General features: G+C 70.3%; 17 protein-coding genes and 3 pseudogenes. 5 read left to right on the top strand and 15 right to left on the bottom strand.

The genetic code is table 11. The features are described from left to right. Positions 1 to 149: 149 nt before the first annotated feature. From ACGFIZ_RS32165 to ACGFIZ_RS32145, 5 genes and pseudogenes are all read right to left on the bottom strand, one after another. A pseudogene (locus ACGFIZ_RS32165) lies at positions 150 to 563 on the bottom strand (transposase); the annotation flags it as partial. Positions 564 to 813: 250 nt separating this feature from the next. Beyond that, complete coding sequence (locus ACGFIZ_RS32160) at positions 814 to 1,665, bottom strand: ABC transporter ATP-binding protein (protein ID WP_393426464.1); 852 nt, start codon at positions 1,663 to 1,665, stop codon at positions 814 to 816. Next, positions 1,662 to 2,768 carry a FecCD family ABC transporter permease gene (locus ACGFIZ_RS32155; protein WP_393426461.1) on the bottom strand — a complete coding sequence of 369 codons (1,107 nt, stop codon included), beginning with the start codon at positions 2,766 to 2,768 and terminating at the stop codon, positions 1,662 to 1,664. Before ACGFIZ_RS32155 ends, ACGFIZ_RS32160 begins: the two co-directional genes overlap by 4 nt. After that, positions 2,765 to 3,568, bottom strand: coding sequence for a class I SAM-dependent methyltransferase (locus ACGFIZ_RS32150; RefSeq protein WP_393426458.1), 804 nt, complete (start codon positions 3,566 to 3,568; stop codon positions 2,765 to 2,767). The genes ACGFIZ_RS32155 and ACGFIZ_RS32150 overlap by 4 nt, the downstream gene beginning before the upstream one ends. Then, entirely contained in the window at positions 3,565 to 4,647 is a 1,083-nt protein-coding gene (locus tag ACGFIZ_RS32145) for an ABC transporter substrate-binding protein (protein WP_393426455.1), read from the bottom strand. Before ACGFIZ_RS32145 ends, ACGFIZ_RS32150 begins: the two co-directional genes overlap by 4 nt. A 188-nt stretch (positions 4,648 to 4,835) precedes the next feature. Between ACGFIZ_RS32145 and ACGFIZ_RS32140 the strand changes: the two are divergent. Then, positions 4,836 to 5,126: pseudogene (locus ACGFIZ_RS32140) on the top strand (glyoxalase/bleomycin resistance/dioxygenase family protein); the annotation flags it as partial. 373 nt (positions 5,127 to 5,499) lie between these two features. Here the strand turns inward: ACGFIZ_RS32140 and ACGFIZ_RS32135 are convergent. The 9 genes from ACGFIZ_RS32135 to ACGFIZ_RS32095 form a co-directional block, all read right to left on the bottom strand. Further along, the gene (locus ACGFIZ_RS32135; RefSeq protein ID WP_393426452.1) at positions 5,500 to 6,651 is read right to left on the bottom strand and encodes a type III PLP-dependent enzyme; all 1,152 of its coding nucleotides are present in this window, start codon (positions 6,649 to 6,651) and stop codon (positions 5,500 to 5,502) included. Further along, positions 6,648 to 8,219, bottom strand: coding sequence for an IucA/IucC family protein (locus ACGFIZ_RS32130; RefSeq protein WP_393426449.1), 1,572 nt, complete (start codon positions 8,217 to 8,219; stop codon positions 6,648 to 6,650). The genes ACGFIZ_RS32135 and ACGFIZ_RS32130 overlap by 4 nt, the downstream gene beginning before the upstream one ends. Continuing rightward, positions 8,216 to 9,394 carry an MFS transporter gene (locus tag ACGFIZ_RS32125; RefSeq protein WP_393426446.1) on the bottom strand — a complete coding sequence of 393 codons (1,179 nt, stop codon included), beginning with the start codon at positions 9,392 to 9,394 and terminating at the stop codon, positions 8,216 to 8,218. Before ACGFIZ_RS32125 ends, ACGFIZ_RS32130 begins: the two co-directional genes overlap by 4 nt. After that, on the bottom strand, positions 9,391 to 11,034 hold the full coding sequence (locus ACGFIZ_RS32120; RefSeq protein WP_393426443.1) for an IucA/IucC family protein: 1,644 nt from the start codon (positions 11,032 to 11,034) through the stop codon (positions 9,391 to 9,393). The genes ACGFIZ_RS32125 and ACGFIZ_RS32120 overlap by 4 nt, the downstream gene beginning before the upstream one ends. Before the next feature lie 50 nt (positions 11,035 to 11,084). After that, positions 11,085 to 12,272, bottom strand: coding sequence for an acetyl-CoA carboxylase biotin carboxylase subunit family protein (locus tag ACGFIZ_RS32115; RefSeq protein ID WP_393426440.1), 1,188 nt, complete (start codon positions 12,270 to 12,272; stop codon positions 11,085 to 11,087). Between the two features lie 106 nt (positions 12,273 to 12,378). Next, positions 12,379 to 13,368 (bottom strand): ABC transporter substrate-binding protein, encoded by a 990-nt coding sequence (locus tag ACGFIZ_RS32110; protein WP_393426437.1) that lies wholly within the window; start codon positions 13,366 to 13,368, stop codon positions 12,379 to 12,381. An 840-nt stretch (positions 13,369 to 14,208) separates the two neighbouring features. Next, positions 14,209 to 15,000 (bottom strand): ABC transporter ATP-binding protein, encoded by a 792-nt coding sequence (locus tag ACGFIZ_RS32105; RefSeq protein WP_393426434.1) that lies wholly within the window; start codon positions 14,998 to 15,000, stop codon positions 14,209 to 14,211. A 1-nt stretch (position 15,001) separates the two neighbouring features. Further along, positions 15,002 to 15,994, bottom strand: coding sequence for a FecCD family ABC transporter permease (locus ACGFIZ_RS32100; RefSeq protein WP_393426431.1), 993 nt, complete (start codon positions 15,992 to 15,994; stop codon positions 15,002 to 15,004). Positions 15,995 to 16,122: 128 nt separating this feature from the next. Further along, positions 16,123 to 17,103 carry a FecCD family ABC transporter permease gene (locus tag ACGFIZ_RS32095; protein ID WP_393426467.1) on the bottom strand — a complete coding sequence of 327 codons (981 nt, stop codon included), beginning with the start codon at positions 17,101 to 17,103 and terminating at the stop codon, positions 16,123 to 16,125. 708 nt (positions 17,104 to 17,811) lie between these two features. On the opposite strand from ACGFIZ_RS32095, the gene ACGFIZ_RS32090 reads away from it, so the two are divergent. Beyond that, on the top strand, positions 17,812 to 18,771 hold the full coding sequence (locus ACGFIZ_RS32090) for a TerC/Alx family metal homeostasis membrane protein (protein WP_393426428.1): 960 nt from the start codon (positions 17,812 to 17,814) through the stop codon (positions 18,769 to 18,771). Between the two features lie 94 nt (positions 18,772 to 18,865). Here the strand turns inward: ACGFIZ_RS32090 and ACGFIZ_RS32085 are convergent, their stop codons facing one another. Then, positions 18,866 to 19,234, bottom strand: coding sequence for a universal stress protein (locus ACGFIZ_RS32085; RefSeq protein ID WP_393426426.1), 369 nt, complete (start codon positions 19,232 to 19,234; stop codon positions 18,866 to 18,868). Here ACGFIZ_RS32085 and ACGFIZ_RS32080 point away from each other — a divergent pair. The 3 genes and pseudogenes from ACGFIZ_RS32080 to ACGFIZ_RS32070 form a co-directional block, all read left to right on the top strand. Continuing rightward, on the top strand, positions 19,233 to 20,084 hold the full coding sequence (locus tag ACGFIZ_RS32080) for a hypothetical protein (protein ID WP_393426423.1): 852 nt from the start codon (positions 19,233 to 19,235) through the stop codon (positions 20,082 to 20,084). The genes ACGFIZ_RS32085 and ACGFIZ_RS32080 overlap by 2 nt on opposite strands. 254 nt (positions 20,085 to 20,338) lie before the next feature. Then, positions 20,339 to 22,534, top strand: coding sequence for an NACHT domain-containing protein (locus ACGFIZ_RS32075; RefSeq protein ID WP_393426420.1), 2,196 nt, complete (start codon positions 20,339 to 20,341; stop codon positions 22,532 to 22,534). Positions 22,535 to 22,671: 137 nt separating this feature from the next. Beyond that, positions 22,672 to 23,105: pseudogene (locus ACGFIZ_RS32070) on the top strand (hypothetical protein); the annotation flags it as partial.

The raw sequence follows: 23,105 nt of genomic DNA, 5'->3' as shown, positions 1-23,105 counted from the left end.
ACCTGGCCGCCGCCATCGTCACCATCCGTCAACTCATCACTCGAGCCCGAACCCTCTACCGCTGGGACGCCCGACCCACCACTCGCAGACTCAGACGACACCTATTGCCGGTCGCTCTAACCAACTCTCCATCAAACCCGGGGCTTGACAGTCAGCACCGTGCGGTACCGCGTCAGATCGCGAAGCTGGCGAATCGGCTCGGGCGGCACGAAGCTGGCCCGTAGCAACCCGCACTCGGCCAGTTGTGCCAGCCACACCGCATCGGCCACATCGGTCTTGCGTCCGGGCATCGCCTTGACCTGCCGAGCGTTGACCAACTCCACGTTCAGGGCGTCTTCGAGCAGGTAGTACGGGGCCCGCCAGTAGTCGCCGGTGCCTTTCATGACGACCAGGCTGACCTGCTCGGCGACCAGCCAGTCCCGCAGCGCTAGCAGGTCGTTGGTGGTCGTGGCGAACGTACGTACCTCGCTTCGCCGCTGGTTACGCCGTGTTCCCGGGGTCCGCAGGCACGCCTTCACGTCCCGCTTGCTGATGTCCAACCCGGCACAACGATCATGCAGCACATCCACGGCCTGCCGTCTCCTTCCCCTCGCGACACCACATAGCCGTCCGAGCCGGCAGCCGCGGGAGGCAAAGAATCTGGTCCTCGTGCTCTTACGGCAACAATCCACGACTCCCGAAGTACGCGGCTGCCAGGGTCAAGCTGAGACACGAGCTTCAGGCATCAGTGACGGTTCGACCTCGACCCGGACGAGCGGCACCATTTTCCCGCCCCACGGCGGCCCCGCAAGGGGCAGGGGAAGCTGAGACGGATCAGAAGCCGGGCCGGCGGTAGCGGACCCGGGGCCGGCCGTCAGCCGCCGTGTCGACGTCCGCCCGTACCCGGTAGGCCTGCGCGATCCGGTCTGCGGTGAGCACTTCGGCGGGCGCACCTGCCGCGACCACCCGGCCGGCGTGCAACAGCACCAGCCGGTCGCAGTACTGTGCGGCCAGGTTGAGATCGTGCAGGGTCACCACGACGGTGGTCGCCGACTCCGAGAGGAACTGCAACAGGTCCAGCTGGTGCCGGATGTCCAGGTGATTCGTCGGCTCGTCGAGCAGCAGCAGGTCCGGCTCCTGAACCAGGGCGCGGGCCAGGTCCACTCGCTGCCGCTCCCCACCGGATAGGGTGGACCAGCGCCGCTGCTCGAACCCGGCCAGACCGGCCTCGGCGAGCGCGTGCCGGGCCAGGGCCACATCGGCAGCGGCGACACCGGCGAGACGTGGGCGGTACGGGATTCGGCCCAACAGGACCACCTCCAGGGCGGACATCTCCACGTCGGTGACCGCCTGCTGGGTGACCACCGCGATCCGCCGGGACAGTGCGCGCCGAGACAGCGTGCTCAACGCGACGTCGTCGAGGAGCACCAGCCCGGAGTCGGGTCGCGCCAGCCCGGCCAGCAGCCGCAGCAGGCTCGACTTGCCTGAGCCGTTCGGCCCGAGCAGTCCGACCGTGGCACCCGGTTCGGCGGTGAGCGCCACCTCGGCCAGGATCCGCACGCCGGCTACGCCCCATCCGATCTGGTCCGCGCGCAGCAGAGCCGGACGCGGGCCCGCGACGTGCCCGCCGCCGTCCCGGCCCTCTCGGGTTGCCCGCCCGCCGCCGGTGGCGTCCCAGCCGGTCACGGCGTAGCCATCCGGCGCAGCATGACCAGGGCGAACACCGGCACGCCGAGCACTGCGGTGAGCACACCCACCGGCAGTTCCTGCGGCGAGAACACGGTCCGCGCCGCGGTGTCCGCCCAGATCAGGAAGATCGCGCCGGTGACCGCGCAGGCGGGTAGCAGCGTGCGGTGCCCGGAACCGATCATGAACCGTACCGCGTGCGGCACCGTCAATCCGACGAACCCGATCGCCCCGCTCGCCGCGACCAGCGTGGCCGCCACCAACGCGGTGACGCCGAACAGCAGCAGCCGGGTTCGCCCGGTGGAGAAGCCGAGCGATCGTGCGGTGTCGGTGCCGAACGCGAAGGCGTCCAGCGCCGTCGCGGCGGCCCAACAGACCAGCAGGCCAACGCCGGTCACCACGGCGCACAGCGCCACCGCCGGCCATGAGGCCGCGGTCAGGGAACCGAGCAGCCAGAACGTCACGCTGCGGGTGTCCTGGGTGTGCGCGTCGGAGATCACGATCAGGCTGGTCACCGCACTGAACAGCTGTGAGACGGCCACCCCGGCGAGCACGATGCGGGTCGGCTCGACGGCTCGTCGACCGGCCAGCAGCAGCACCGCGCCGAACGCGGCCAGGCTGCCGACGAACGCGCCGGTGGTCAGGCCGACGGGGCCCGCGCCGACGTGGATTCCGAGCACCAGTACCGCCACCGCGCCGGTGGAGGCGCCGGAGGAGACGCCGAGCAGGAACGGGTCGGCCAGCGGGTTACGGGTCAGCGCCTGCAGCACCGCGCCGCACACGGCCAGGCCGGCACCGACCAACGCGGCCAGCAGCACCCGGGGCAGCCGCAGGTCCCACACGATGCTGTCCGGCAGCGGCAGCAGCGGGCGGGCCGGCAGGCCCAGATGGGTGCCCACGGAACGCAGTACGTCGGCGGCGGAGAGATCGGCCGAGCCCACGGCGACCGCTGCCGCGATGCTGGTGAGCAACAGGAACACGGCCAGCGGCAGGACGTACCGGCCACCCGGCCGCCAGGTGCCGGCAGGGGTGGACGAGGCTCGCCTCGCCCCGGCACCGGAATCGGGTGCCGGGGCGAGGGATGGTGCGACCGGTGGGCTCATCGGCGGGCGAACACCACGTAGTCGTCGAGGTACTGCCAGACGGTGCCGACCTCGGCGAAGCCGGCCGTACGCAGTGCCGCGAGGTGGAACTCCAGCGGGGCCAGGGCCTGCGGCGGCCGGTCGGCGAACCGCCGTTCCCGCTCGGCGGCCAGTCCCGCCAGTTCCGGATGACGGGCCGCCTCGGCGTACCAGGCGGAGTAGCTGAGCGCGCCGGCGGCGAACGTCTCCTCTTGCACTCGCTCGTCGTGCCGGCGGGCGATGTCGCTCAGCGTGGGAGCCGACCCGTCGTACCGGAGGTGGTCCGCGTTCAGCAGGACACCACCGGCCGGCAGCAGCCGAGCGGCGGCGGTGTAGATGCGCAGCAGCTGCGCCGGTGAGAGCCAGTGCAGCGCGGTCGAGCTGAGCACGGCGTCGATCCTCCTTCCGGCGAGCGCCTTCTCCCAGTCCTCGGTCGCCAGGTCCAGGTCGTGCACCTCGGCCCGGGAGCCGTACCGATCGAGCGCACCCTGGGCCACCGTCAACAGCATCGGGTCGTAGTCGACCGCGACAGCGGCGGCCTGCGGGAAGCCGGCCAGTACCCGGTCGCTGATCGCGCCGGGACCGCAGGCCAGGTCCAGGATCGTCAGGTCGTCCGGGCAGTGCAGCCGCAGCACGTCGAACATCGCCTCGAACCGCAGGTCACGGTGGGCCACGTACGCGGACTGCTGGTCGTCCCAGAGCTGGAGCAGGTGCCGGGCGGCCGCCTGGTCCAGCGCCCCGGCGGCCCGCGCGCCGGCGTCGGCGGTATCCCGCGCGGTCATCGGACGAACCCGCGCAGGCCCGCGGCGACCAGTTCGGCCGCCTCGACGCTGCGGATCGACGGATCCATCGACGATCCGGACACCGTGATGATCCGTCCGCCGACCACCGCGTCCAGCTTGGACGTCACCGGGTTGCGGCGCAGAAAGTCGATTTTCGACTGGGCGCTGTCGCCGTCGCCGCCCCGGGTCAAGTCGGCCACCACGATCACGTCCGGGTTGCGTCTGGCGATTTCCTCCCAGTTACCGGCGGGCCACTTCTGGCTGACGTCGGTGAACGCGTTGCGAGCTCCGAGAAGCGAGCTGACCGCGTCCGGTACGCCTCCGTGCCCGGCCACGTACGGAGTGGTCGTGCCGGAGTAGTACCAGAGCAGGGAGGGGCCTGCGTCCGGCTGTCGGGTAGCGCTCGGCACGGCCGTGTGGACCCGCTGCCCGGCGGTGTCCAGCCGGCCCTGCTGTTCGCGGATCAGCTTCTCACCCCGCTCCGGTACGCCGAAGACGGCCGCGATGTCGCGGATCTCGCTGAAGATCCTGTCGAAGCTCACCGTCGGGATCGCGTCCGCCGCGTTTTCGCAGGCGAATGGGGAGAGGTACGCGGGCACGCCGAGCTTGACCAGGTCGGCGCGGGAGCCGGCGGCGTCCGGGGCGTATGCGGACGAGTAGGTCGAGTAGACGAAGTCCGGGTTCGCCGCTCGGACCGCTTCCCGCGACGGGTACAGCTTGGCCAGTACCGGCACCTGTTCGTACGCCGACCGCAACTGGGGCAGCACCGGGTCGGTCTGGTAGCTGGTGCCGACCATCCGGTCGGCGAGACCGAGGCTGAGCATGATCTCGGTGGCGTTCTGTTCCAGCGTTATCGAACGCTTGGGCGGCGCGCCGATGCCGAGGGGAAGCCCGCAGTTGGTCAGCTGGACCGGGCTGGCCGGACCGGTCGGACCGCTCGGTGTGGCGGCCTCGCTACCGGAACAGCCGGTGGCGGCCAGCACCACACACAGCCCAGCGGTAATAAAAACCGTTTTCATGACCGGGAAGAGTAGCAGTGGCTCGTCGAGGAATCCGCAGGTGGGGGCACTGACGTGCACGGAAGCGCCTTGCGAACGGCACGGGCGCGGCGGCCCGCGAGTCGCCTATACCCCGGTGACGGGCGGTTACCAGACGCTGTTCGATGTCCCGTCGGCGGGTGAGGCGGCGATCCAGCCTGGTGGACCCGGTGGTTACCTGGGCACTGGTGTCAACGGGTGCTGGGCTTTGGCCACCTTCGGACAGGCACCAGCCGACCGTGACGAACCACTTGGGCGTCGAGGTGTTCACCACCGACGAGGTCAACGCCGCCCACCAAGCGCCTCACCGACTCCGGCCTGGTCACCCTCGAAGAGAACAGCACGGAATGCTGCTGCGCCTCCAAGACAAGGTCTGGGTACGCGGCCCCGGCAACGAGCCCTGGGAGGTCTACACCGTCAAAGCCGATTCCGACCAGCTAGAGAAGGCCACCGAGAGCCCCTGCTGCACCCCGGACGTCGAGAAGGAGCCAGCCGCGCCCGGCGCCACGAACTGCTGCTGACGGCACAGCAGTACAGCGCGAAGTTTCACAACCAACCCGCAAGCAGGGGACACCTAACAGCACAGGCAGCCGTGCGAAACCGGGCCGCCAGGCCGCCGGGGAGGCGGAGGCCGCGCGCGCAGAGGCCGAGAATATCCGCCGCTTGCTGAAGTCGTGACTTCGTGGCGAACTACCCGGCCGCACCGCGCCAGGTTGGAAGATCGTCCTCCCGTCTCGATGTATGGGCTTGTTTGCCGCGCGGATGGCTGCTCCGTGGCTGGTCGGATGTCGAGCAACTGGCACGTACGCACCGGGACCGGGCTGGATTTGAGCCTCGTACGGAGAGAGCCGGCAATCGATGCAGTCGGATGCCCCGCACCTGCAGGGCGTGGACCTACGTACCTGGTTGGATCTTTCCAGTGGTCAGCTCCCGCAGGGTTCCCACTCTGAAGGTGGGCGGGTCGTGCATGAGGAAGTCGTGGTGGCTGATGTTCCAGGCGTATGCGCCTGCCATCGCGAAAGCGATGACGTCTCCCACAGCGATGGGGTCGGTGTCGACGGTGCGGGCCAGGATGTCTTTGGGTGTGCAGAGTTGACCGACGATGGTTACCATGCCGTGGCCGGTGCGTGGACGGGGGTACGGGTAGGGCCAGTCCGTGCGGGGAAAGTTGCGGAACGGTTGGGAGTGTCCCTTCGCCGCTGGGGTGCGGAGGTGGTGGGTGCCGCCCGCGACCACGGCGAACCATTCTCCGTGGGCGTACTTGACGTCGATGACCTCGGTGACGTACCAGCCGCAGTAGGCGGTGATCGCGCGGCCTGGTTCGATGCGTAGCACCAGTTCGGGGTGTTCCGCGAGGAGCGACTGAAGGTCGCTGCCGTAGCGGGCCCAGTCGAAGATGTTCGCCGGTTTGGTGTAGTCGACGGCCATGCCGCCGCCGACATTGACCTCGCCTGCGCCGAGCTGTGACACCGCCCAGTCCACGATTCGGCGGGCGACCATCGCCGCCGCCGGTGCGGTCAGGCCGCTGGCGAGGTGAGCGTGCACGCCGTGGATGCGTATCCCGGGCAGGTCGAGGCGCGCGCAGTCGCGGGCCTGCTCGGGGTTCATCCCGAACGGGGTTGCCGCGCCGCCCATGATTAGTGCTGCACCCTCGAGGTCGACCGGGAGGTTGACCCGCAGGAGCACGTTGGCGACTGTGTCGGCGGCCGTCGCGAGTGCGGAGAGGCGGCGCAGTTCGTGCGGGGACTCGACGTGAAACCGGTGAACGCTGGCGGCGAGGCCGGCGTTGAGTTCGGCGTCGGTTTTGCCGGGCCCGCCGAGCACGGCCGGGTGGACTCCGGGCAGCGTACGGGCGAGGTGGCGCAGCTCTCCGGCGCTGGCGGCTTCGAAGCCGTCGACGTGCGGGGCGAGGGTGCGCAGCAGTTCGGGGGCGGGGTTGGCTTTCATCGCGTACAGCAGCTCGACCCTGCTCGGCAGCGCGGCGCGGATGGCGGCGGCGTGCGTGGTGAGCGCGTCCAGGTCGTACAGGTAGGTTGGTCGGTTCACAGCGCCTGTCCGAGCGGGTTGGGGAAGGGGACGTAGCCGGCGTGCCGGTCGGCGTCGCGTTGCCAGCGCACGAGCAGGTTGCCCTTGGCGGGCAGCGGTACCCCGGCGAGTACCGCCCGCAGCTGGGGCGGTGATCCCAGTGCGCTGGTCGTTTCGCTTACCACGTCCCGCAGGGTGGCCCAGAGTTGCGCCTCGATGCCGGGGTGGGCATCGGCTACCGCTCCGGCGAGTTCGGCAAGGTGGTTGACGAAGAGGCAGTAGGCAACGCGGTTGAATGCCTGTTCTGGGTGGTAGCCGATGGAAGAGGGGAGGCAGCGGAGCCAGTCGGCGCGGCGTTCGGTGTCGAGTTTGACGCCTTCGAGGTCGCGCAGCAGCATCCGGATCGGGTGGCGGTCGGCGTTGAGAACGACGACGACGTTTTGTAGGTGGGCTTCGTGTACGACACCGTGTTCGGCCCATAGCCGGAGTATGGCCGGGACCAGCAGTTTGGTGTAGGCGTGCCACCAGCCGACGGGGTCGGCCAGTTGGAGGGGGCTGGCGGCGAGGGCGGCGGCGAGGACCGGGATGTCGCCGGGGCGCAGGTGGGCGCGTAGGCCGCCGCGGAGGATGACGCCGAAGGTTTCGTCGAGACCGGGCACGTCGACGGTGCGGTACGCCGGTTCGGGTAGCAGCGCGGTGCCTGGTGTCAGGGGTACGCCGCTGAGGAGTCTGGTGAGGGCGACCGCGCCGGTGAGTTCGTACCGGGCGTTCTTGCGTAGGCAGTTGGTGATCCGCACATGCAGGCTGGTCTTGACGAACAGGTCGGCCTCGGGGGCGTAGAGGGTGCGCACGCTGGCGGTCGGTCGCAGGGTGGCGCCGCCGACGCCGAGATCACGCAGGCGCGGGTCGAGTGGCCCGGCGAGTCGGTACTGCCAGGGATGCACCGGCAGCGGCACGTGGCCCGGGGGTGCGGGCGGCGGTTGGAGTGCGTCGATGAGCTGGTCGAAGGGGCCGTCCTCGGCGAGCAGGCTGCGGGGGACGCCGATCCAGTGCGCCCGAACTTTGGTACGCAGCTCCGGGGCGTAGGTGTCCCAGGCCCCGGTGTCGCCGCTGCGCCACTTGGGCGTCGGGTGCCGGGGATGGCCGTAGACGAGGGACTGCTCAGAGTCCACGTAGGAGTCGATGACGGGATCACCAGTGGGTTGCGGGTCGGCGGCGGGACGATGCCGCAGAACTCGTTCCAGCGCGTCGCGGCTGGCGGCGACCTGCGCCACGAATTCCTCGTTCGGGAATCCGGTGCGCAGGCGCAGTTCGTCGCCGACCAGGGTGGCCAGGTCGGTTGCGGTGACCGCCGACCACAGATCGCCGGACAGCCGCTGCACCGGCCCGGTGTAGCGGTGTGCGCCGACTGCGGACATTCGTGCGACCTCGCAGCGCAGCAGCACGTCGCTGCGGGGCAACCGGACCAGGGCGTATCCGTCGGTGATCGTGATCTGTCGTTCCGGCCCGCACACCTCTCGGACCAGGCAACCGAGCAGGGTGTGACTGGCGGCGACATCCGCGGCGGACAGGGCGACTGCGGCGGTCAACGGCTGCTCCTGAGAATGAAGGAAACACTGAATGCGGCGATTACCGCACCGAACAGCGCCGGCGCGGCCGGTCCGGACAGGCCGGCCAGGACGGAGGCGGACAGCCCGGCGGCGACGGCGCCGCCCTTGGACCAGGCTTCGACCGTGCCGAACAGGCGGCCGGGCGGGTGGGCCGTGGCGGCGCGGGCGGTCAGCTTCGCCAGCGCGACCAGGCCGTAGGTCAGTCCGGCGCCGAGCAGCAGCCTGCCGGTGACGAGCAGAGTGGGGCTTGCCCAGGTTACCGCCGCTGGGTGGGCTGCGGCGCCGAGCGCGACGAGGGCGAACGCGGCCGTGAGACCGCGGATCGGGTCCAGCCTCGGCATGACAAGCGGAGCCGCGAGCAGGTAACACACGTGCGGCAAGGCGAATAGCGCGCCGGCCAGGGCGGGACCGGCGGTGGGCCAGGCGGCCTGCACCACCGGCAGCAGGTACGGGAATGTGACAACCGTGGCCAGCACGAATGCTGCCTCCAGCATGCACAGCAGTCGGATGCTCGGCACCGGACCCGACCCGGACAGCGGGCCGGCCCTTTCCGCCGTCGTGGTCGCTGGGCGCGGCTCGGGCAGGGCGAGGGTCAGGCCGGCGGCCACCAGCGGTCCGAGGGCGGCGATGGCATACATACCTCGCACGTCGACGTGGGTGGCGAGCAGGCCGGCTGCGGTCGGCGCCACGGCCAGTGCCGCCCGGGCGGATGCCTGGGCCGCCGTGAGTGCCTTGGCCAGTCGGGGCCCGCTGAGTCCGGCGGCGAGGTAGGCGCCGGTTGCGGCGAACGTGCCACCCAGCAGCCCCTGCAGGGCGAGGGTGGCCGCTAGCGCTGTCACCGTCTGGACCTGGGAGGCGAGCAGGAACGCCACGGCCAGGCCGAGCTGGGCGCGCAGCAGCAGTCGCTTCCGGCCGTACCGGTCGGCGAGCCGACCCCACAGCGGCGCCGATAGTGCGGTCGCGGCGGTGGGCACGACGTAGAGCGCACCGGCCCAGGTCGCGTGTGGGTCACCGAGCGTCGGCAAGAGCTGGGGCAGGTACGGCGGCAGTCCCAGTGCCGCGAACGCCGCGGTGAAGTGGCAGGCGACCACGGCGGCGACGTGGCGGCGGCGTAGCTCAGGTGCAGTCGCGGGTGCCTGAAGCGTCGCGGTCACGGTGTCTCCTCGGTCCGCGCGGCGAGGGCTCGCGGGCTCGCTCCTCGCGTCGGCTGGTCGTCCCGCAGATAGTTCGGGCCGGTGCGCAGGTAGTACTTGTTGATGTCGGCGCAGCCGATCCGGTCCTTGGGCAGCAGCGTTCCGGCGGTGAGCATCGCCTTGATCGGGAGCGTGGCGGCGTCCAGTACGCGTTCGGTGAACAGGCGCGCGCAGGCGCCACCGGCCCACCGGTCCCGCGCGGCGACCAGCCGGTGACGCAGGGCCGCGGCCGGGGTCGGGACTGGCAGGCCGCGCGCGGCGAGGGCGAGCAGCGGCGCCGCCGCGCACAGGTGCAGGGTGATGGTGGTGAACACGTCGGCAAGCTCGCCCGGATCGTCGACCCGCATGCGGGTGTCGTCGAGTGCCACGGTGTGGCGGGAGTCGAGCCGGGCGCCGTCGTTGTCCTTGTAGAGTAGCCGCACCCCGCCGCCCGGGTCGATCACGAGGTGGATGTTCTGCTGGTGCGCCTCCAGCGCGATGCCGTGGCGCAGCCACAGGTACATGTGCCAGTCGATGAGCAGGTCGAGGTAGGCGTCCAGCAGCGGTCGTGGGTCACCGCCGGCCACCCGCTCGACGACGGTCGTACCGCCGGGGTCCGGTGCCGCAAGGGCCGCGACGGGGACGACGAGGCTCGATGCGAGTGTGGTCGAATAGCGGCGCAGCAGGAACGCTCGCGTCTCGTCGCCGGTGTGGCCGTAGGTGGTCTCGTCGGCGTGCAGAATCCGGTCGGCGAATCGCGGCTCGCCGGCGGCTATGCGTTGCAGGAGGCGGTGTACGGCGTCGCCGTCGGTCAGGGTGCCGGGGGCGATCGTTCGCCGGTTGCGGGCGCCGAGGGTGGCGGTGGCCAGCGGCAGCTTGAGGTGGGTGCACGGGTCGGCGGCGAGGGCGACGGTGCGCATCGACAGCGTCGGGCGGACCAGCACGGGTGGGGTGTCTACGGCCGGCAGGTCCAGCCGGTCCGCGGTGAGCGGGTGGATGGGCAGCAGCATGGTGTCCGGGTCACCGGTACCCGGCCACCACGGCGGCAGGCTTCCGGTGAGGGTGACCTCGGCGCGCTTGGTCGGCAACCACCGCAGCGCGAAGGTGGGTGCGTGTTCCGGCGCGTACGCGAGGAGTTCGGCGTCGTCCAGGCCGTGGCGGCAGCGGCTGGTCGGGTGTACCGGGTGGTCGGTGTGTGCGGCGAGCGTCTCGTCGAGCAGGGCACCGGCCATCCCCGTCGGCTGTTCGGCGCGGGCGGCGGCCACCGCGGCGTACACCCCGCTTTGGTGCTGTGCCGCGAGCCGTCGGGCGGCCAACTCGCCGTGGCATTCGGCGACGAACGCCGCCCAGCCGGTCTGCGCCTGCGGATCGTCGATCGGGGCGAGGATGTCGAGCAGCGCGTCGAGGGTGTCGACCAGCACTGGGATGTCGTCGCCTCGCTGCGCGAGGAACATCGGTCGGGAGGTTCGCAGGTGGTGTTGGAAACCGTCGGGGCGTACTGGCAGACGCAGCCGCATGTCCCGGCCGGTGTGCGTGCACCAGCCATCGCCGTCGCGGTGACCGTTGGTGCTCAGGCCCAGGTGGTTCTCGCGCAGCAGCGCGTCCAGGACTCGCTGGAACACCTGCTGTTCGATGATCTTATGGGCGCCGGTGGGTGCCTCGCCTCGCACTCTCATGCGGCAATGTCCCAGCGGTGGGCGGCGCGGAAGCTGCGCAGGGCGACCGCCACCGCTTCCGGGTCCGCGCCGACGGCGTGCACGACGGCCAGGTAGTCGCGGTTGGTACCGGTGACCGCGGAGGTGGTCCCCACTTTCCGCAGCGGTCGGCAACCGATCCTGGCATCGCCTAGCTGCAGGTCGATGGCGCCGGGTGCCGCGACGAGGGTGCCGGACCGGCCGGCGCAGACGTACTCCACCCGGACGTGCCGCGGGACCGTGTTCGGGTCGGGCAGCGGCATAGCGGCCAGCGACTCGCCCAGGTGCACCCGGATGACGTACTCGAACAGGGGCACCTCAAGCAGTTCAGCGAGGATCAGGTCCATCCGGTCGCCGATGAGCCGGTAGTTCACCTCGATGAGTCGAGCCCGGCCCTCCTGTAGGACGAACTCGGTGTGGCATGCACCGAAACCGGCGCCGAGGGCGTCGAGCTGCGCCCGCAGGTCCGCGACCACCGGTGCGGGCAGTGCCGGCGACCAGTCGAGACTCTCCTCGACGAAGCTGGGCGGCGGGCCGAGGGCGGTGTGCCAGCCCCCGGTCACCGCGAGGGCGGACCCGTCGCCCAGCGTGTCGAAGGTGTGCAGCTCGCCCGCGAGGTACTCCTCGACGACGAGACTCACCTCCGGCCGACGCGCCCGGACCTCGGCTACCCGGGCGGTGAGTTCGGCCAGGTCGGTGACGAGGTAGGTGTCTTCGCTGGCGACGCCTTCGCGGGGCTTGACCACCGCGGGGAAGGGCAGGGCCGCGGCGACGGCGACGTCGTCGTCCGGGCCGAGGCTGACGGTGGCGACCGTGTCCAGGCCGGCGTCGGCCAGGGTCCGCCGGGTGAGCCGCTTGTCCTTGCACCGCAGGGTGGCCCGCCAGTCCTTGCCTGGTAGGCCGAGGTATTCCGCCGCGAGCGCGGTCGGGGTCTGCAAATGGTCGCTGTTGGACAACACGGCTGCGGGCCGTGGACCGTGGTGGATGGTGTCGATGACGGCGCGGGCGTCGCGGACGTCGCAGCCGGTGACGTCGGCGACCACCGGGGGCCATCCGGCCGGTTGGTCGGTGAGCACTGTGACGGGTAGCCCGAGCCGGGCAGCGGCCGGCAGGAACCCGTCGAGGACGGAGTCGGTCGGATTGAGCGCTGTCAGGTACAGCCGCACCGTGGAAACCTCCGGATGGCAAGGTCCGACATGAGCCGGTCGGGCAGGGGTGTCCGGGATCCGTGCGGGCCCCGGCTTGTGGGCCCGCACGGGGTGAGTGGTGCCGTTACTTCGCCGCGTCGACTCCGAAGGTCTTGGCGAGGTCGTCGAGCACGAAGTGCGCCCCCTGCGCTGACACCGAGGTCATCCACAACTCGTCCTTGACCTCGTACACCCGTCCGGCTTGGACGGCCTTGAGTCGCTGCCACAGCGGGTTGGCCTGGAACTTGGCCTTCCGGTCGGAGCCGCCGGCGTAGACGGTCACAAAGACGTGGTCGGCGTCGGCCAGCTCGATCTGCTCCTCGCTGATCTCCTCGGCGAAGGTGTCCTTGTCCTGCGATGCAGGGCGCTTGAGGCCGGCGTCGTCGAGGATGATGCCGATGAACGACGCGCGCGCCATCAGGCGGGTCGGGCCGTCGACGAACCGCACGACCGACACTGTCGGGTCGCCCGCCTTGGCGTTGATAGCGGCGCCGATCTGCTTCGCGCGGGCCTCATACTCGGCGAGCTTGCTGGCCGCTTTCGCTTCCTCCCCAAGGGCCTTGCCGAGGAGGGTGATGTTGTCCTTCCAGATCGGGCCGGTGGTCTTCACGAACACGGTCGGCGCGATCTTGGAAAGCTTGTCGTAGAGGACGTCGTGCCGCACGGTGGCCGAGACGATCAGGTCCGGCTTGAGCGAGGCGATGAGTTCGAGGTTCGGGTTGTCCAGCGGACCGATGTCCTTGGTGTCCTTGACGGCGTCGCCGAGGTACTCGGGAAAGGTCTTCTGGTTGCGGTAGCTGGCGATGCCGCCGACCAGCGGACGTTCCAGGAGCACGACGGCCTCGACGAGGCTGTTGTCGAGCGCGACGATCCGCTGCGGCTTCATCTTGATCTCGGTGGTGCCCTTGTCGTGGGTGATGCTACGGGGGAAGCCCGCCGTAGCATCGACGCCCGCGGTTGGGATGGCGTCCGTAGCCGGGGTGCAGGCCGACAGCCCGACAGCCAAGGTCAGCCCTGCTGTCAAGCCGACGGCGATCCTGGCGACCGCCGAGTAGCGGCGCGCAAACTGCAGCATGAACTCTCCTCATCGGATAAGTTAGGGTGCCCTTACCGGCGGAGATAAGCTTAGCCTATCCTTTGTTGATCGAGAAGAGGGGCCGGCGCAGCACAACGCCGACGAGCACGACCGAGCCTGACCTGATGAGTCGGGCGCCGCATTAACCGGGTACTACAAGGCGGTCATCACCAATGACGCCCCACCCACCGCCACAGGCTGGGTCGGACACCGGCAACTCACCGCATCTACGCGGGCTGGTCGACCACGCCGCCGAGTACAGCCACGCCATGACAGCACAAGAGCGCACGGCTGCCGCCGGTCTCGCGGTCGGCGCGGTGGCCTCGGCGCTGGCCTTCGCGTTGACCGGCACCTTATGCCTCACCGACCGGACACTGTGCCCGGACCCGGACGGGCTAGCCTTCCGATTCGGCGCCGGCGCGCTTGCCGTACCGGCCCGCGGCGCGGCCATCATCACAGGCAGATCCGCCGCCGAGCGCGTCACCGCCGCGGAATACGCCACCCTGCTCGCGCCGCTGCTGAACGGCGCGCCAGCTGGTACGGCGTGGTCCCCGTGCGTTGGGCGTGGATGCCGCCGACCCGTTGGTGACCGCGCTGTTCCGCAGCAGCGAGGTGCTGGGCCGCCTCGACGCCCCGGCCCGCGCCCAGACACTGTTCACCGGCGCCCGCCACCAGATCCGGCTCATGACGTGCCCTGTGGCGATGGGATCGTCTCCTGGAAACGCCGGGCGGTGCGTTGCCTGGCGTACCAGACGCCAGCCTCCTCGGGGCGGTACTGCATCACCTGCCCGCTCATCAGTGCCGAGGAGAGCAGCCGCGTGTCGGCGTGGCTTCAGACCGTCACGCCCTGGCCTGGCGTCCTTCCGGTATAACGATCGGCGTGCCGGCTACCGGGCACGTGATGATGCGACACTTCAGGCCGAACACCTCCCGAACCAGCGGCGGGGTTACCACCTCCGCCGGGGGCCCGGCGGCGACGACGGCGCCATCGCGCATCGCGACCAGATGGTCGGCGTACCGGCAGGCCTGGTTGAGGTCATGCAGGACCATCACCACGGTGGTGCCCCTCCGGTCGTTCAGCTCGCGGACCAGCTCCAGGACATCGACCTGATAGGCCAGATCGAGGTAGGTTGTCGGCTCGTCCAGCAGCAGCACCGGGGTGTCCTGGGCCAGCGCCATCGCGATCCACACCCGTTGCCGTTGCCCACCGGACAGCTCGTCGAGTACCCGGTCGGCCAGCTCCATCGCACCGGTGGCCCGCAACGCATCGTCAACGACATCCTCGTCGGCCCGCGACCACTGCCGCCACCACCGTTGATGCGGTGTGCGGCCCCGGGCCACCAGGTCCCGAACGGTGATGCCGTCCGGAGCGATCGGAGCCTGGGGCAGCAGCGCGAGCCGGCGGGCCAGCTCCCGCCCGGCCAGGTCGCCGATGGGATCCTCGCCCAGGTAGACCGCTCCGCGGGTGGGAACCAACAGCCGGGCCAAGGCCCGCAGCGCGGTGGACTTGCCGCACGCGTTAGGGCCGACCAAGACGCTGACGCGGCCCGCCGGCATGTCCAGATCGAGGCCGTCGGCCACGATGCGGTCGCCGTAGGTCAGGCGCAAATGGCTGCCTCGCACCGCCGTCATCTCAGCCTCCCGTTCCGGCCCGGTGCGCCCGAGCGAGCAACCACATCAGATACGGTGCGCCAACGGTCCCAGTGACGACACCGACCGGCAGTTCGATCGGCGCGAACACCAGCCGGGCGAGCAGGTCCGCGCCAAGCAGGAGCGCGGCGCCGACGCAGCCGCTGGTGAGTAGCGGCAGGCTCGCGCTGCCGGTCAGCCGCCGGGCGATCTGCGGTGCGGCCAGCGCCACGAACGCCACTGGTCCTGCCGCCGCCGTGGCCACCGCAGCGAGCCCCACCCCGGCCACGAGCAGCACCATCCGCGCCCGGTCGACCGGCAGCCCTAGGACTCGCGCGGTGTCGTCGTCGTACTGCGCCAACTGGTACGGCCGGATCAACCCGACCGTGACAGGCACCAGAACCAGCAGCGCGAGTCCCACCCACCCGGCGTGCTCGAACCCGCGCCCGTTGAGGCTGCCGGTCAACCACACCATCGCCCGTGACGCCTGATCGATGTCGGCCCGTGCCAGCAGCCATGCGGTCAGCGCCTGGAGCGCGCCGTGCACACCCAGACCGACCAGCACGAACCGGTACCCCGTGATCGTGCCCGCCCGGAACGCCATCGCGTAGATGAACACGGCCGCGGCCAGTGCCCCCAACAGCGCCCCCACCGGCACCGCCGGATACGAACCGGCCCCCGCCGCCGCGACGCCACCCAACAAGATCGCACCGACCCCACCCGCACTGGCCCCCGCTGAAACACCGATCAGATCTGGGCTCGCCAACGGGTTACGGGTCAGCGCCTGAAACAGCGCCCCGGCCAGACCGAACGCGCAGCCGACCAGCAGACCGGTGAGCGCCCGCGGCAGCCGCAGCTCCACCACGATCAGCGCGGCGTCCGCACTACCGGCACCAGTCAGTGCACCCACGACATCGCGTACCGGGATCGGAAACTCGCCCAGCGACAGCGAGGCCACCAGGCCGCCAGCGACAACGGCCAGAACTGCGGCCAACACCGCCCACACCCTGGGCCGCAGCACGCCGCCGACCGGACCGAACTGCCACCCGATCCGCCCAGCGGACCGATACAGCCAGCCTGGCCGGGCAGGCCGCGCCGCCGGCACGTCACGCAGATGAAGACCAGTCACCGGGTGTGCTCGCGCAGTACGCCGCGCTTGACCAGCACGATGAGGAACGGCGCCCCGACGAGGGCAGTCACGACACCCGCCTGAACCTCACCGGGATGGTCCAGGATCCGCCCCAACGTATCGGCAGCCAGAAGCAGCACCGCACCGCCAAGCGCCGAACACGGCAGCAGCCAGCGCAAATCAGGACCGGTGAACGCCCGCACCACATGCGGAACCACCAGGCCCACGAATGTCACCGGCCCGGCCGCCGCCACCGCCGCACCGGTCAACAAGATGACCGAGGCGGCACCCAGCAACCGCGTCGTACCGACCTGGACGCCAAGCCCGCTGGCCACGTCATCACCGAGCGCCAGAGCATTGAGCCGCGGGACGAGCGCCACCGCCAAGACCCCACCGACAAGGACGAACGGGCTCAACTGACCGGCGAGCCCGCCGTCACGGCCAGCCAAAGATCCCACCGCCCAGAACCGGTACTCGTCCAAGGTACGCACATCGAGCAGCACCAACGCGTAGGTGAAACTGCCGAGCAGAGCCGTGACCGCAGCCCCCGCCAGCGCGAGTTTCACCGGCGACGCGCCACCGCTACGCGCCGAACCCCGCCCCGCCCCGCCGATGACGTAGACCAGCACTCCGGCGCAGGCGGCACCGGCGAACGCGAACCACACGTACTCGTAGGGCGACGTGAACCCGAACACCCCAATGCCTGCGGCCACCGCCACCGCCGCGCCGGCCGAAATACCCAGCAAGCCCGGATCGGCCAACGGATTGCGGGTCAACTCCTGCGCGAGCGCCCCGGCCAGTCCCAACGCCAACCCGACCAGCAGACCCAGCAACGTCCGTGGGAAGCGCAGTGCCGAGACCACCAGCGCGTCGCCCGAACGTTCCCCACGCAGCGCCGCGAGCACATCAGCCATCGGCACGCTCTTCGAGCCGACCGTCACGCTGAGAAATGCCGCAACCACAGCGGCCAACAGCAACGCCGCCAGCACGGCCGACCGACGCCACACCAGGCCGCCGGACCGGCCCGCCGGCACGAAGGAATCACGGGCAACGGACACCCAAGTAAGATAAGGCATACCTAACAAAGCTCCAACTGGCGACCGCGCGACGCTCACCACAGCCAACGAAACGCCCCGAAGGAGACAAGTCCGGCCGAAATGGATCCACGGCTGGGCGGGGTATCCCGAATGCGCACCAACCGCCCACCCCCTGAGAAATCGTCGAGGAATCATCGGCGAGTAAGTGCTTCCCGTCGTTAATTCACCGGTGGTTGCGTCCAGGGGGTGGGGTCGTTGAGGTAGAGGCCGCAGGCGCAGTCGAGGGCTTCTTCGGGGCTGCCGCGCGTGTAGCCCGCTGGGCAAAACGGAGTCTTGGTAGCCGTCGCGGCTGGCGAGGTAGATCGCGAAGCCCCACCTGCTGGCGGAGCCGCCGTAGCGGAGCCGGAAAGCGGCAGGGTGGTGCCGTCGACGAGTTGCCCGTCGATGTAGGCGAAGATGCCGTGATACCGCACGGGCAGTGCGGGAGGCCGTGGGTCAGAGCGTGGGCGGGTCCGGCCGGACCCTTCGACGGGCACTTCAGCGGACCGGCGTCCGGCAGCGGGCCGCTCGCCTAGGCTCGGAAGACGCGGACCGGTCCGGCCCCCGCGCGTGGGGGAGGGCCGCCGTCGTGGATGCGGAGGGCGCCGGGTGGACGACGCGACGTTCGCGGTGTCGCTCTGGTCCTGGGCGGCGGTCGCCGCGGTCATCGCCGTCATGCTCGCGGTGGACGTGTTGTCCCACCGTCACCACCATGTCATCGAGCTGCGAGAGGCGTTGGCCTGGAGCGCCGTCTGGATCGCCGCCGGGCTCGCCTTCGGCCTCGTGGTCTGGTTCTGGCGCGGCAGTGAGCCGGCGGTCGCATACTATTCCGGCTATCTGCTGGAGAAGGCCCTGTCGGTCGACAACGTCTTCGTCTTCGCGCTGCTGTTCGGCTACTTCCGGGTGCCCGCCAAGTACCAGCACAAGGTGCTCTTCTGGGGCGTGGTCGGAGCGCTCGGGTTCCGCCTGCTCTTCATCTTCGCCGGCGCGGAACTGCTGGACCGGCTGGCCTGGGCCGGGTTGGCGCTGGGCGCCTTCCTCGTCTGGACGGGGTGGCGGCTGGCCGTACGCGGCAAGCCCGACGTGGACCCCGACCGCAACCTGGCGGTCCGGCTGTTCCGCCGGCTGGCCCCGACAGATCCCCGCTACCACGACGGCCGGTTCACCGTCCGTGTCGACAGCCGGCGCAAGGCCACCCTGCTCGTGGTCGCCCTGGTCGCGATCGAGGCGACCGACGTGGTCTTCGCGATCGACTCGGTGGCGGCGATCCTGGCCATCACCACCAACACGTTCCTGGTCTGGACGGCGACCGCGTTCGCCGTCCTGGGCCTGCGTAGCCTTTATTTCTGCCTGGCGGGCCTGCTGCGGCATTTCGGCTATCTGCGGTACGGGTTGGCGGTGCTGCTCGCCTTCGCCGGGGTGAAGCTGATCCTGGCCGAGACGCCGGTGGGAAAACTGCCGGTCTGGTTCACCCTCGCCGTCGTGGTGCTCACCCTGGCGGTGTCCATCGGCTGGAGCGTGCTCGCCGCGCGGCGGAGGCGCAGCCGCACCGGTCGTCGTGAACCGTGAGCCCGGGGACCCCGTGCAGGCGACCCACTGTGGTCTCCACCAGTTCGCTGCCAGGGCAGTTACCCGGTTTCTCGGGCGGGTGTCCCCCCGGCATTCACACCACATGCTGGGCCCGGACGACGGCAATGGGGCAGGGCGCGTGGTGGAGGACGGCGTGGCTGGTGGAGCCGAGCAGTAGGCCGGTGAAGCCGCCGCGTCCGCGGGCGCCGACGACGAGGAGTTGGGCATCGCTCGCGGCGTCGAGCAGCGCTGCAGCGGGCGGGCCGGGGACGGTGCGGTGTTCGATGGGAATGCCCGGGTAGCGCGAAGGACGTCCCTCTAGGGATTCGGCGAGGACGCGGGGTTCGGTATCGCGGCGCTGCTCGTCGCCGATGTACCCGGCCGGTTGCCAGGCGTGCACGCGCGCAGGGGCGCCTGGCGCGTCGGCTGTTGGCTGAACGAGCGGCGGAGAGGGGTGCGTCATGGGGACCTTCTACGAGCGGACCAGCCACCGCGTCTACGAGTTGGCTGTCCTCGTCACCGCACCTGTCTGTGGTGTCCTGCTGGCCGTACTCGACATTCAGCCGCGGTCGGTGGAGACGGCGATGCCCGAGGCGATGCAGGTCTTCTGGGAGTTCGGTCTGATCGTGGTCGGCGTCGCGGGTTTGGTCGGCATGTTCTGGCCGGGGGAACTCGGCACCGGGCTCGGCATCGAACTCGCCGTGGTGCTGACGCTGGGCGCGATCGCCGCGAGGTACGTCGTCGCGGTGGTTGCGGTCGCTGGCGGACAGGCGGTGGTGGTGGCATCGTTCGTCGGCGCGGTGACGCTCGGCTCGTGGCTGCGCGCGGCCGAGATCGTGCGGTCCCTGCGCATGCTCACCGCCTGCACCAGGCTGGCATCGAGTCGCGCCGTGCGGGGCCGTAATGATGACCCTGCAGTCGGCCGACTCGCCTTACTGGGCCCAGTTGCTGCTCTCCGCACTCGGGTTGTTCGGCGGGGCCAGCGGTCTCGGTGTGCTCGCCACCGTCGCCATGCAACGGCGGAAGCTGAAGGCCGACACGCCGGAGCCCTGACCGACGCGGCATCGGCCCTGGTGCAGTCCTTGCGTACCCGGGTCACGGAACTGGAGACCGAGGCACTGGCCGTCCGGGAACATCTGGCGGCATCCCAACGGGAGTTGCAGGAACTGCGCACCACCTTCTGGGACCTGACCAGAACACTGCAGCGATGGCGGGACGCGATCCTCGCGCCCGGCGCGACCATCCGCCGGGTACAGGCGCTCGTCACCGAAGAGGACCGCCGCGCACGCCACCAGGGCGGCCCGATTCAGTGACCCGACGCTGATCGTTTCGACGCCCACCAGCAACGCCGCGGTTTGACGACGTGGGCCTTGTGGGATCCGTTGGCGATGGCGAATGCTAAATGAATGAGACCACTGCGGCTGCTGGTAGGAAGAGCGCGGGTCTCGTCCGCAGTTGGCGTAAGAGTCGGCGCAGCTCCTGGTGGCCGGCTGATAGCGGCCGACACGATGCTGCCGGCAGTGACGCAGTTGACGAGGCATCCCTTTATGCCGACACGGACAACGTCGTGAAGCGCGTGCGTACCCGGGTGCTGCGTGCAGCTCTGGTCCTGTTCGCTTCGACGATCCTGGTGATCTGCGGACTCGTCCTCGTCCAGGCGTTCCTGTCCGACGACCCTCGAACGACGAGCGAGTTCCAGCGCTGGACGAACTGGGCGAACGTGGGCGCCCTGGTGCTTGGCGGCATCGCGCTGGCCTTGACGCTCTGGGAGAAGGCAACGCGGGCTGGAACGACTTCTGACCACCCGTCAGGCATGCCTAGCCGAATCCGCGACGCGGCGGAGTACCTGTCGGTGGAGTCGTTGCGGTACTGGCGGAGGCAGGCAAAGGCCCGGCGGATCAAGACCCCCGCCCCGCTCGCGCTGCGGTGGCGGTGGGCGGGAGAGGACGTGGCGGTCGCACCGGAGCGCCTTCGACCGAGGCTGCCGAGGTCAGGTGTGGTGACCAAGCTGCGCGAGGAACTCCTCGGTCCGCTCGGCGCCGGTGCTCGGTTGGTCCTGCTCGGTGAGCCCGGTGCGGGGAAGTCCACTGCGATGCTGCTGTTGCTGATCGACATGCTGGAGCACCGGCAGCCGGACGAGCCGGTGCCGGTCTGGCTCACCGTCGGCGACTGGGATCCGGCCACAACAGTGTTCGACGAGTGGGTTGCCGGTGTCCTGGAACGTGACTACCCCAGCCTCGCCGACCCCGCGATCGGCGGTCCCGGTATGGCTGGGCAACTGGTCCGGTCCGGCAAGGTCGCGTTCTTCCTCGACGGGCTGGACGAGATGGCGCCTGCGGCGCGGGGCAACGCGCTGCATGTCCTCGACCAGGCGACCGACGGGCTCCCGGTCGTGATCACCTGCCGCGGCGTCGAGTACCCCAGGGCACTGAAAGACGGTCAGCTGTACGGCGCGGCGGTTGTGGAGATCCTCCCGGTTGATCTGAAGCAGGCCACCGCCTTTCTCCTCGCCGAGCAGTTGGGCGAGCGGCTGACAGCGTGGCGGGAGGTCACCCAGGGCATGCGGCAGGCGCCACGCAGCGTCGCGGCCCGCACCCTGACCACGCCGCTGGCCCTGAGCCTGGCGCGCGAGGCCTACTCGGATGCCGATCCGAAGGAACTGCTCGACAGCCGCGCGTACCGGACGCCGGAGAAGCTGCTGCGGCACCTGTTCAACCGCCAGTTCGAACTCGCCTACCCCGACGGGCGTCAGCGCAGACACGCGCGCCGCTGGCTGGGGTGGATCGCCCGGAACATGGGCGAGAACCGTCAGCTTCGCTGGTGGGACATCCCCAGCTGGGTGCCGCGGCACCGGCGTCATCTGGTCTTCAGGACGGCCTTCGGCATCCACGCCGGGCTCGTGCTCGCAATCCCGAACACGCTCACGTTCGGCATCAAGGCAGCGATCCTCGCGGGAGTGGTGGGTGGGTGTCTTTCGGTGCCGGTGTCGATGATCCTGCGCGTGCCGACACAGCCGCGGATCCTCGCGGTCCGGCTTCCCGGCCGTCGTGACCTGCTCGCCCTGCTCACCGTCATGGGCCGAACCATGCTTCCGGTCGCCGCCGGATTCGGCACCGCCGTCATCATCGGCCGGGGGTGGGCGAGCTTCGCCCTGGTCGCGCCGGTCGTGGCGCTGTTTGGCGCGTTCTATGCGCTGCTCGATTTCTGGGGGCGCCCGGCCGTCGTCGCCCCGGTGGCCACGCCGGTCGGCGTCTATCGCGCGGACCGGCTGTGGGCCCGCATCGTGTCGCTCGGCCTGGGAGTCACCGCCGGGCTCGCCTCCGGCGTGCTGTTCGGTCCGGTATGGGGCGCTTCGACGGGAACCATCCTCGGAGTCGGCAGCCTGCTGCTCTTCTCTCCCACAGTCAGCCAGGAGCTGCGCGTCGCGCAGCTGGCCTACGCGGTAGACCGGCGGCCGGTCCGTTTCGCGCCACTGCTGCAGTCTGCACTGGACCGGCAGATACTTCGCCAGGTCGGCGCCGTCTACGAGTTCCGGCACACGACGCTGCAGGAGCTGCTGGCCGAAGAGCCGGAATCAGAGGCATCCGAGCGAGCCGCGAAGCGCGCGACGGAGAAGCTAAAGCCCGGCGCCCTGCCCATCGCGTTCCTTGCCGGCATCCTCGTCGCCATGCTCCTTCCCGGGCAAGGCGCGCTCCATCTCCTCCTGACGGTCGGCGTCGTCATCGTCGTCGCGTCTCTGCTCGCGATGCTCTTCCGCCCGTGACCACCTACTGGTGTCAACCTCAGGCCCGCTGCCGCTCGACGACGACCCGGGCGGGCTGCCCTGGGGTTCACGGGCTCTGCTGTGCATCTACGTGCGGCGGGCGGCGAAGGCGGATTTGAGCTGCGGGGCTGCCGCTGATGTCGTCGCCATCGACGGATCCCAGCTACTGGCTCCTGGGCTGCTGGCAGCCTGGCCCACCGCGACCGGACCGGCCACTGGACGAACGCACCCGACAACGGCACGCCGCCGTGCACGCGCTGCTCGACGAGGGCGTTGGCCTGCTGGAGTGCGCCCGCCGGCTCGGCTGGGCACTGAACACCGTCAAACGCTATGCCCGCGCCGCCTCCGCCGAGGACCTGCAGCGCCCGCCGCGCTACCGCGAAACACTGGTCGACCCGTTCCGCGACCACCTGCGCCGCCGCCGGGCCGAAGAACCCAGCGTGGCAACGACCCGGCTGCTGGCCGAGATCCGCGAGCAGGGCTACACCGGCAGCGCCAACCTGCTCGTGCGGTACCTCAACCAGGGCCGCGCCGACGCCGAACGCACCCCACCACCACCGCGACGCCTGGT

The organism is Micromonospora sp. NPDC048830, from assembly GCF_043198215.1.
GTDB lineage: Bacteria > Actinomycetota > Actinomycetes > Mycobacteriales > Micromonosporaceae > Micromonospora.
Note: the sequence above shows the minus strand (reverse complement) of the source record. Positions and strands in the feature narration are given on the sequence as shown.

Coding starts and splice junctions, on each gene's coding strand:
- ACGFIZ_RS32155 (WP_393426461.1), bottom strand. CDS start 2,768: ATGAGCCCACCGGTCGCACCATCCCTCGCCCCGGCACCCGATTCCGGT.
- ACGFIZ_RS32080 (WP_393426423.1), top strand. CDS start 19,233: ATGGGGACCTTCTACGAGCGGACCAGCCACCGCGTCTACGAGTTGGCT.
- ACGFIZ_RS32150 (WP_393426458.1), bottom strand. CDS start 3,568: ATGACCGCGCGGGATACCGCCGACGCCGGCGCGCGGGCCGCCGGGGCG.
- ACGFIZ_RS32085 (WP_393426426.1), bottom strand. CDS start 19,234: ATGACGCACCCCTCTCCGCCGCTCGTTCAGCCAACAGCCGACGCGCCA.
- ACGFIZ_RS32110 (WP_393426437.1), bottom strand. CDS start 13,368: ATGCTGCAGTTTGCGCGCCGCTACTCGGCGGTCGCCAGGATCGCCGTC.
- ACGFIZ_RS32105 (WP_393426434.1), bottom strand. CDS start 15,000: ATGACGGCGGTGCGAGGCAGCCATTTGCGCCTGACCTACGGCGACCGC.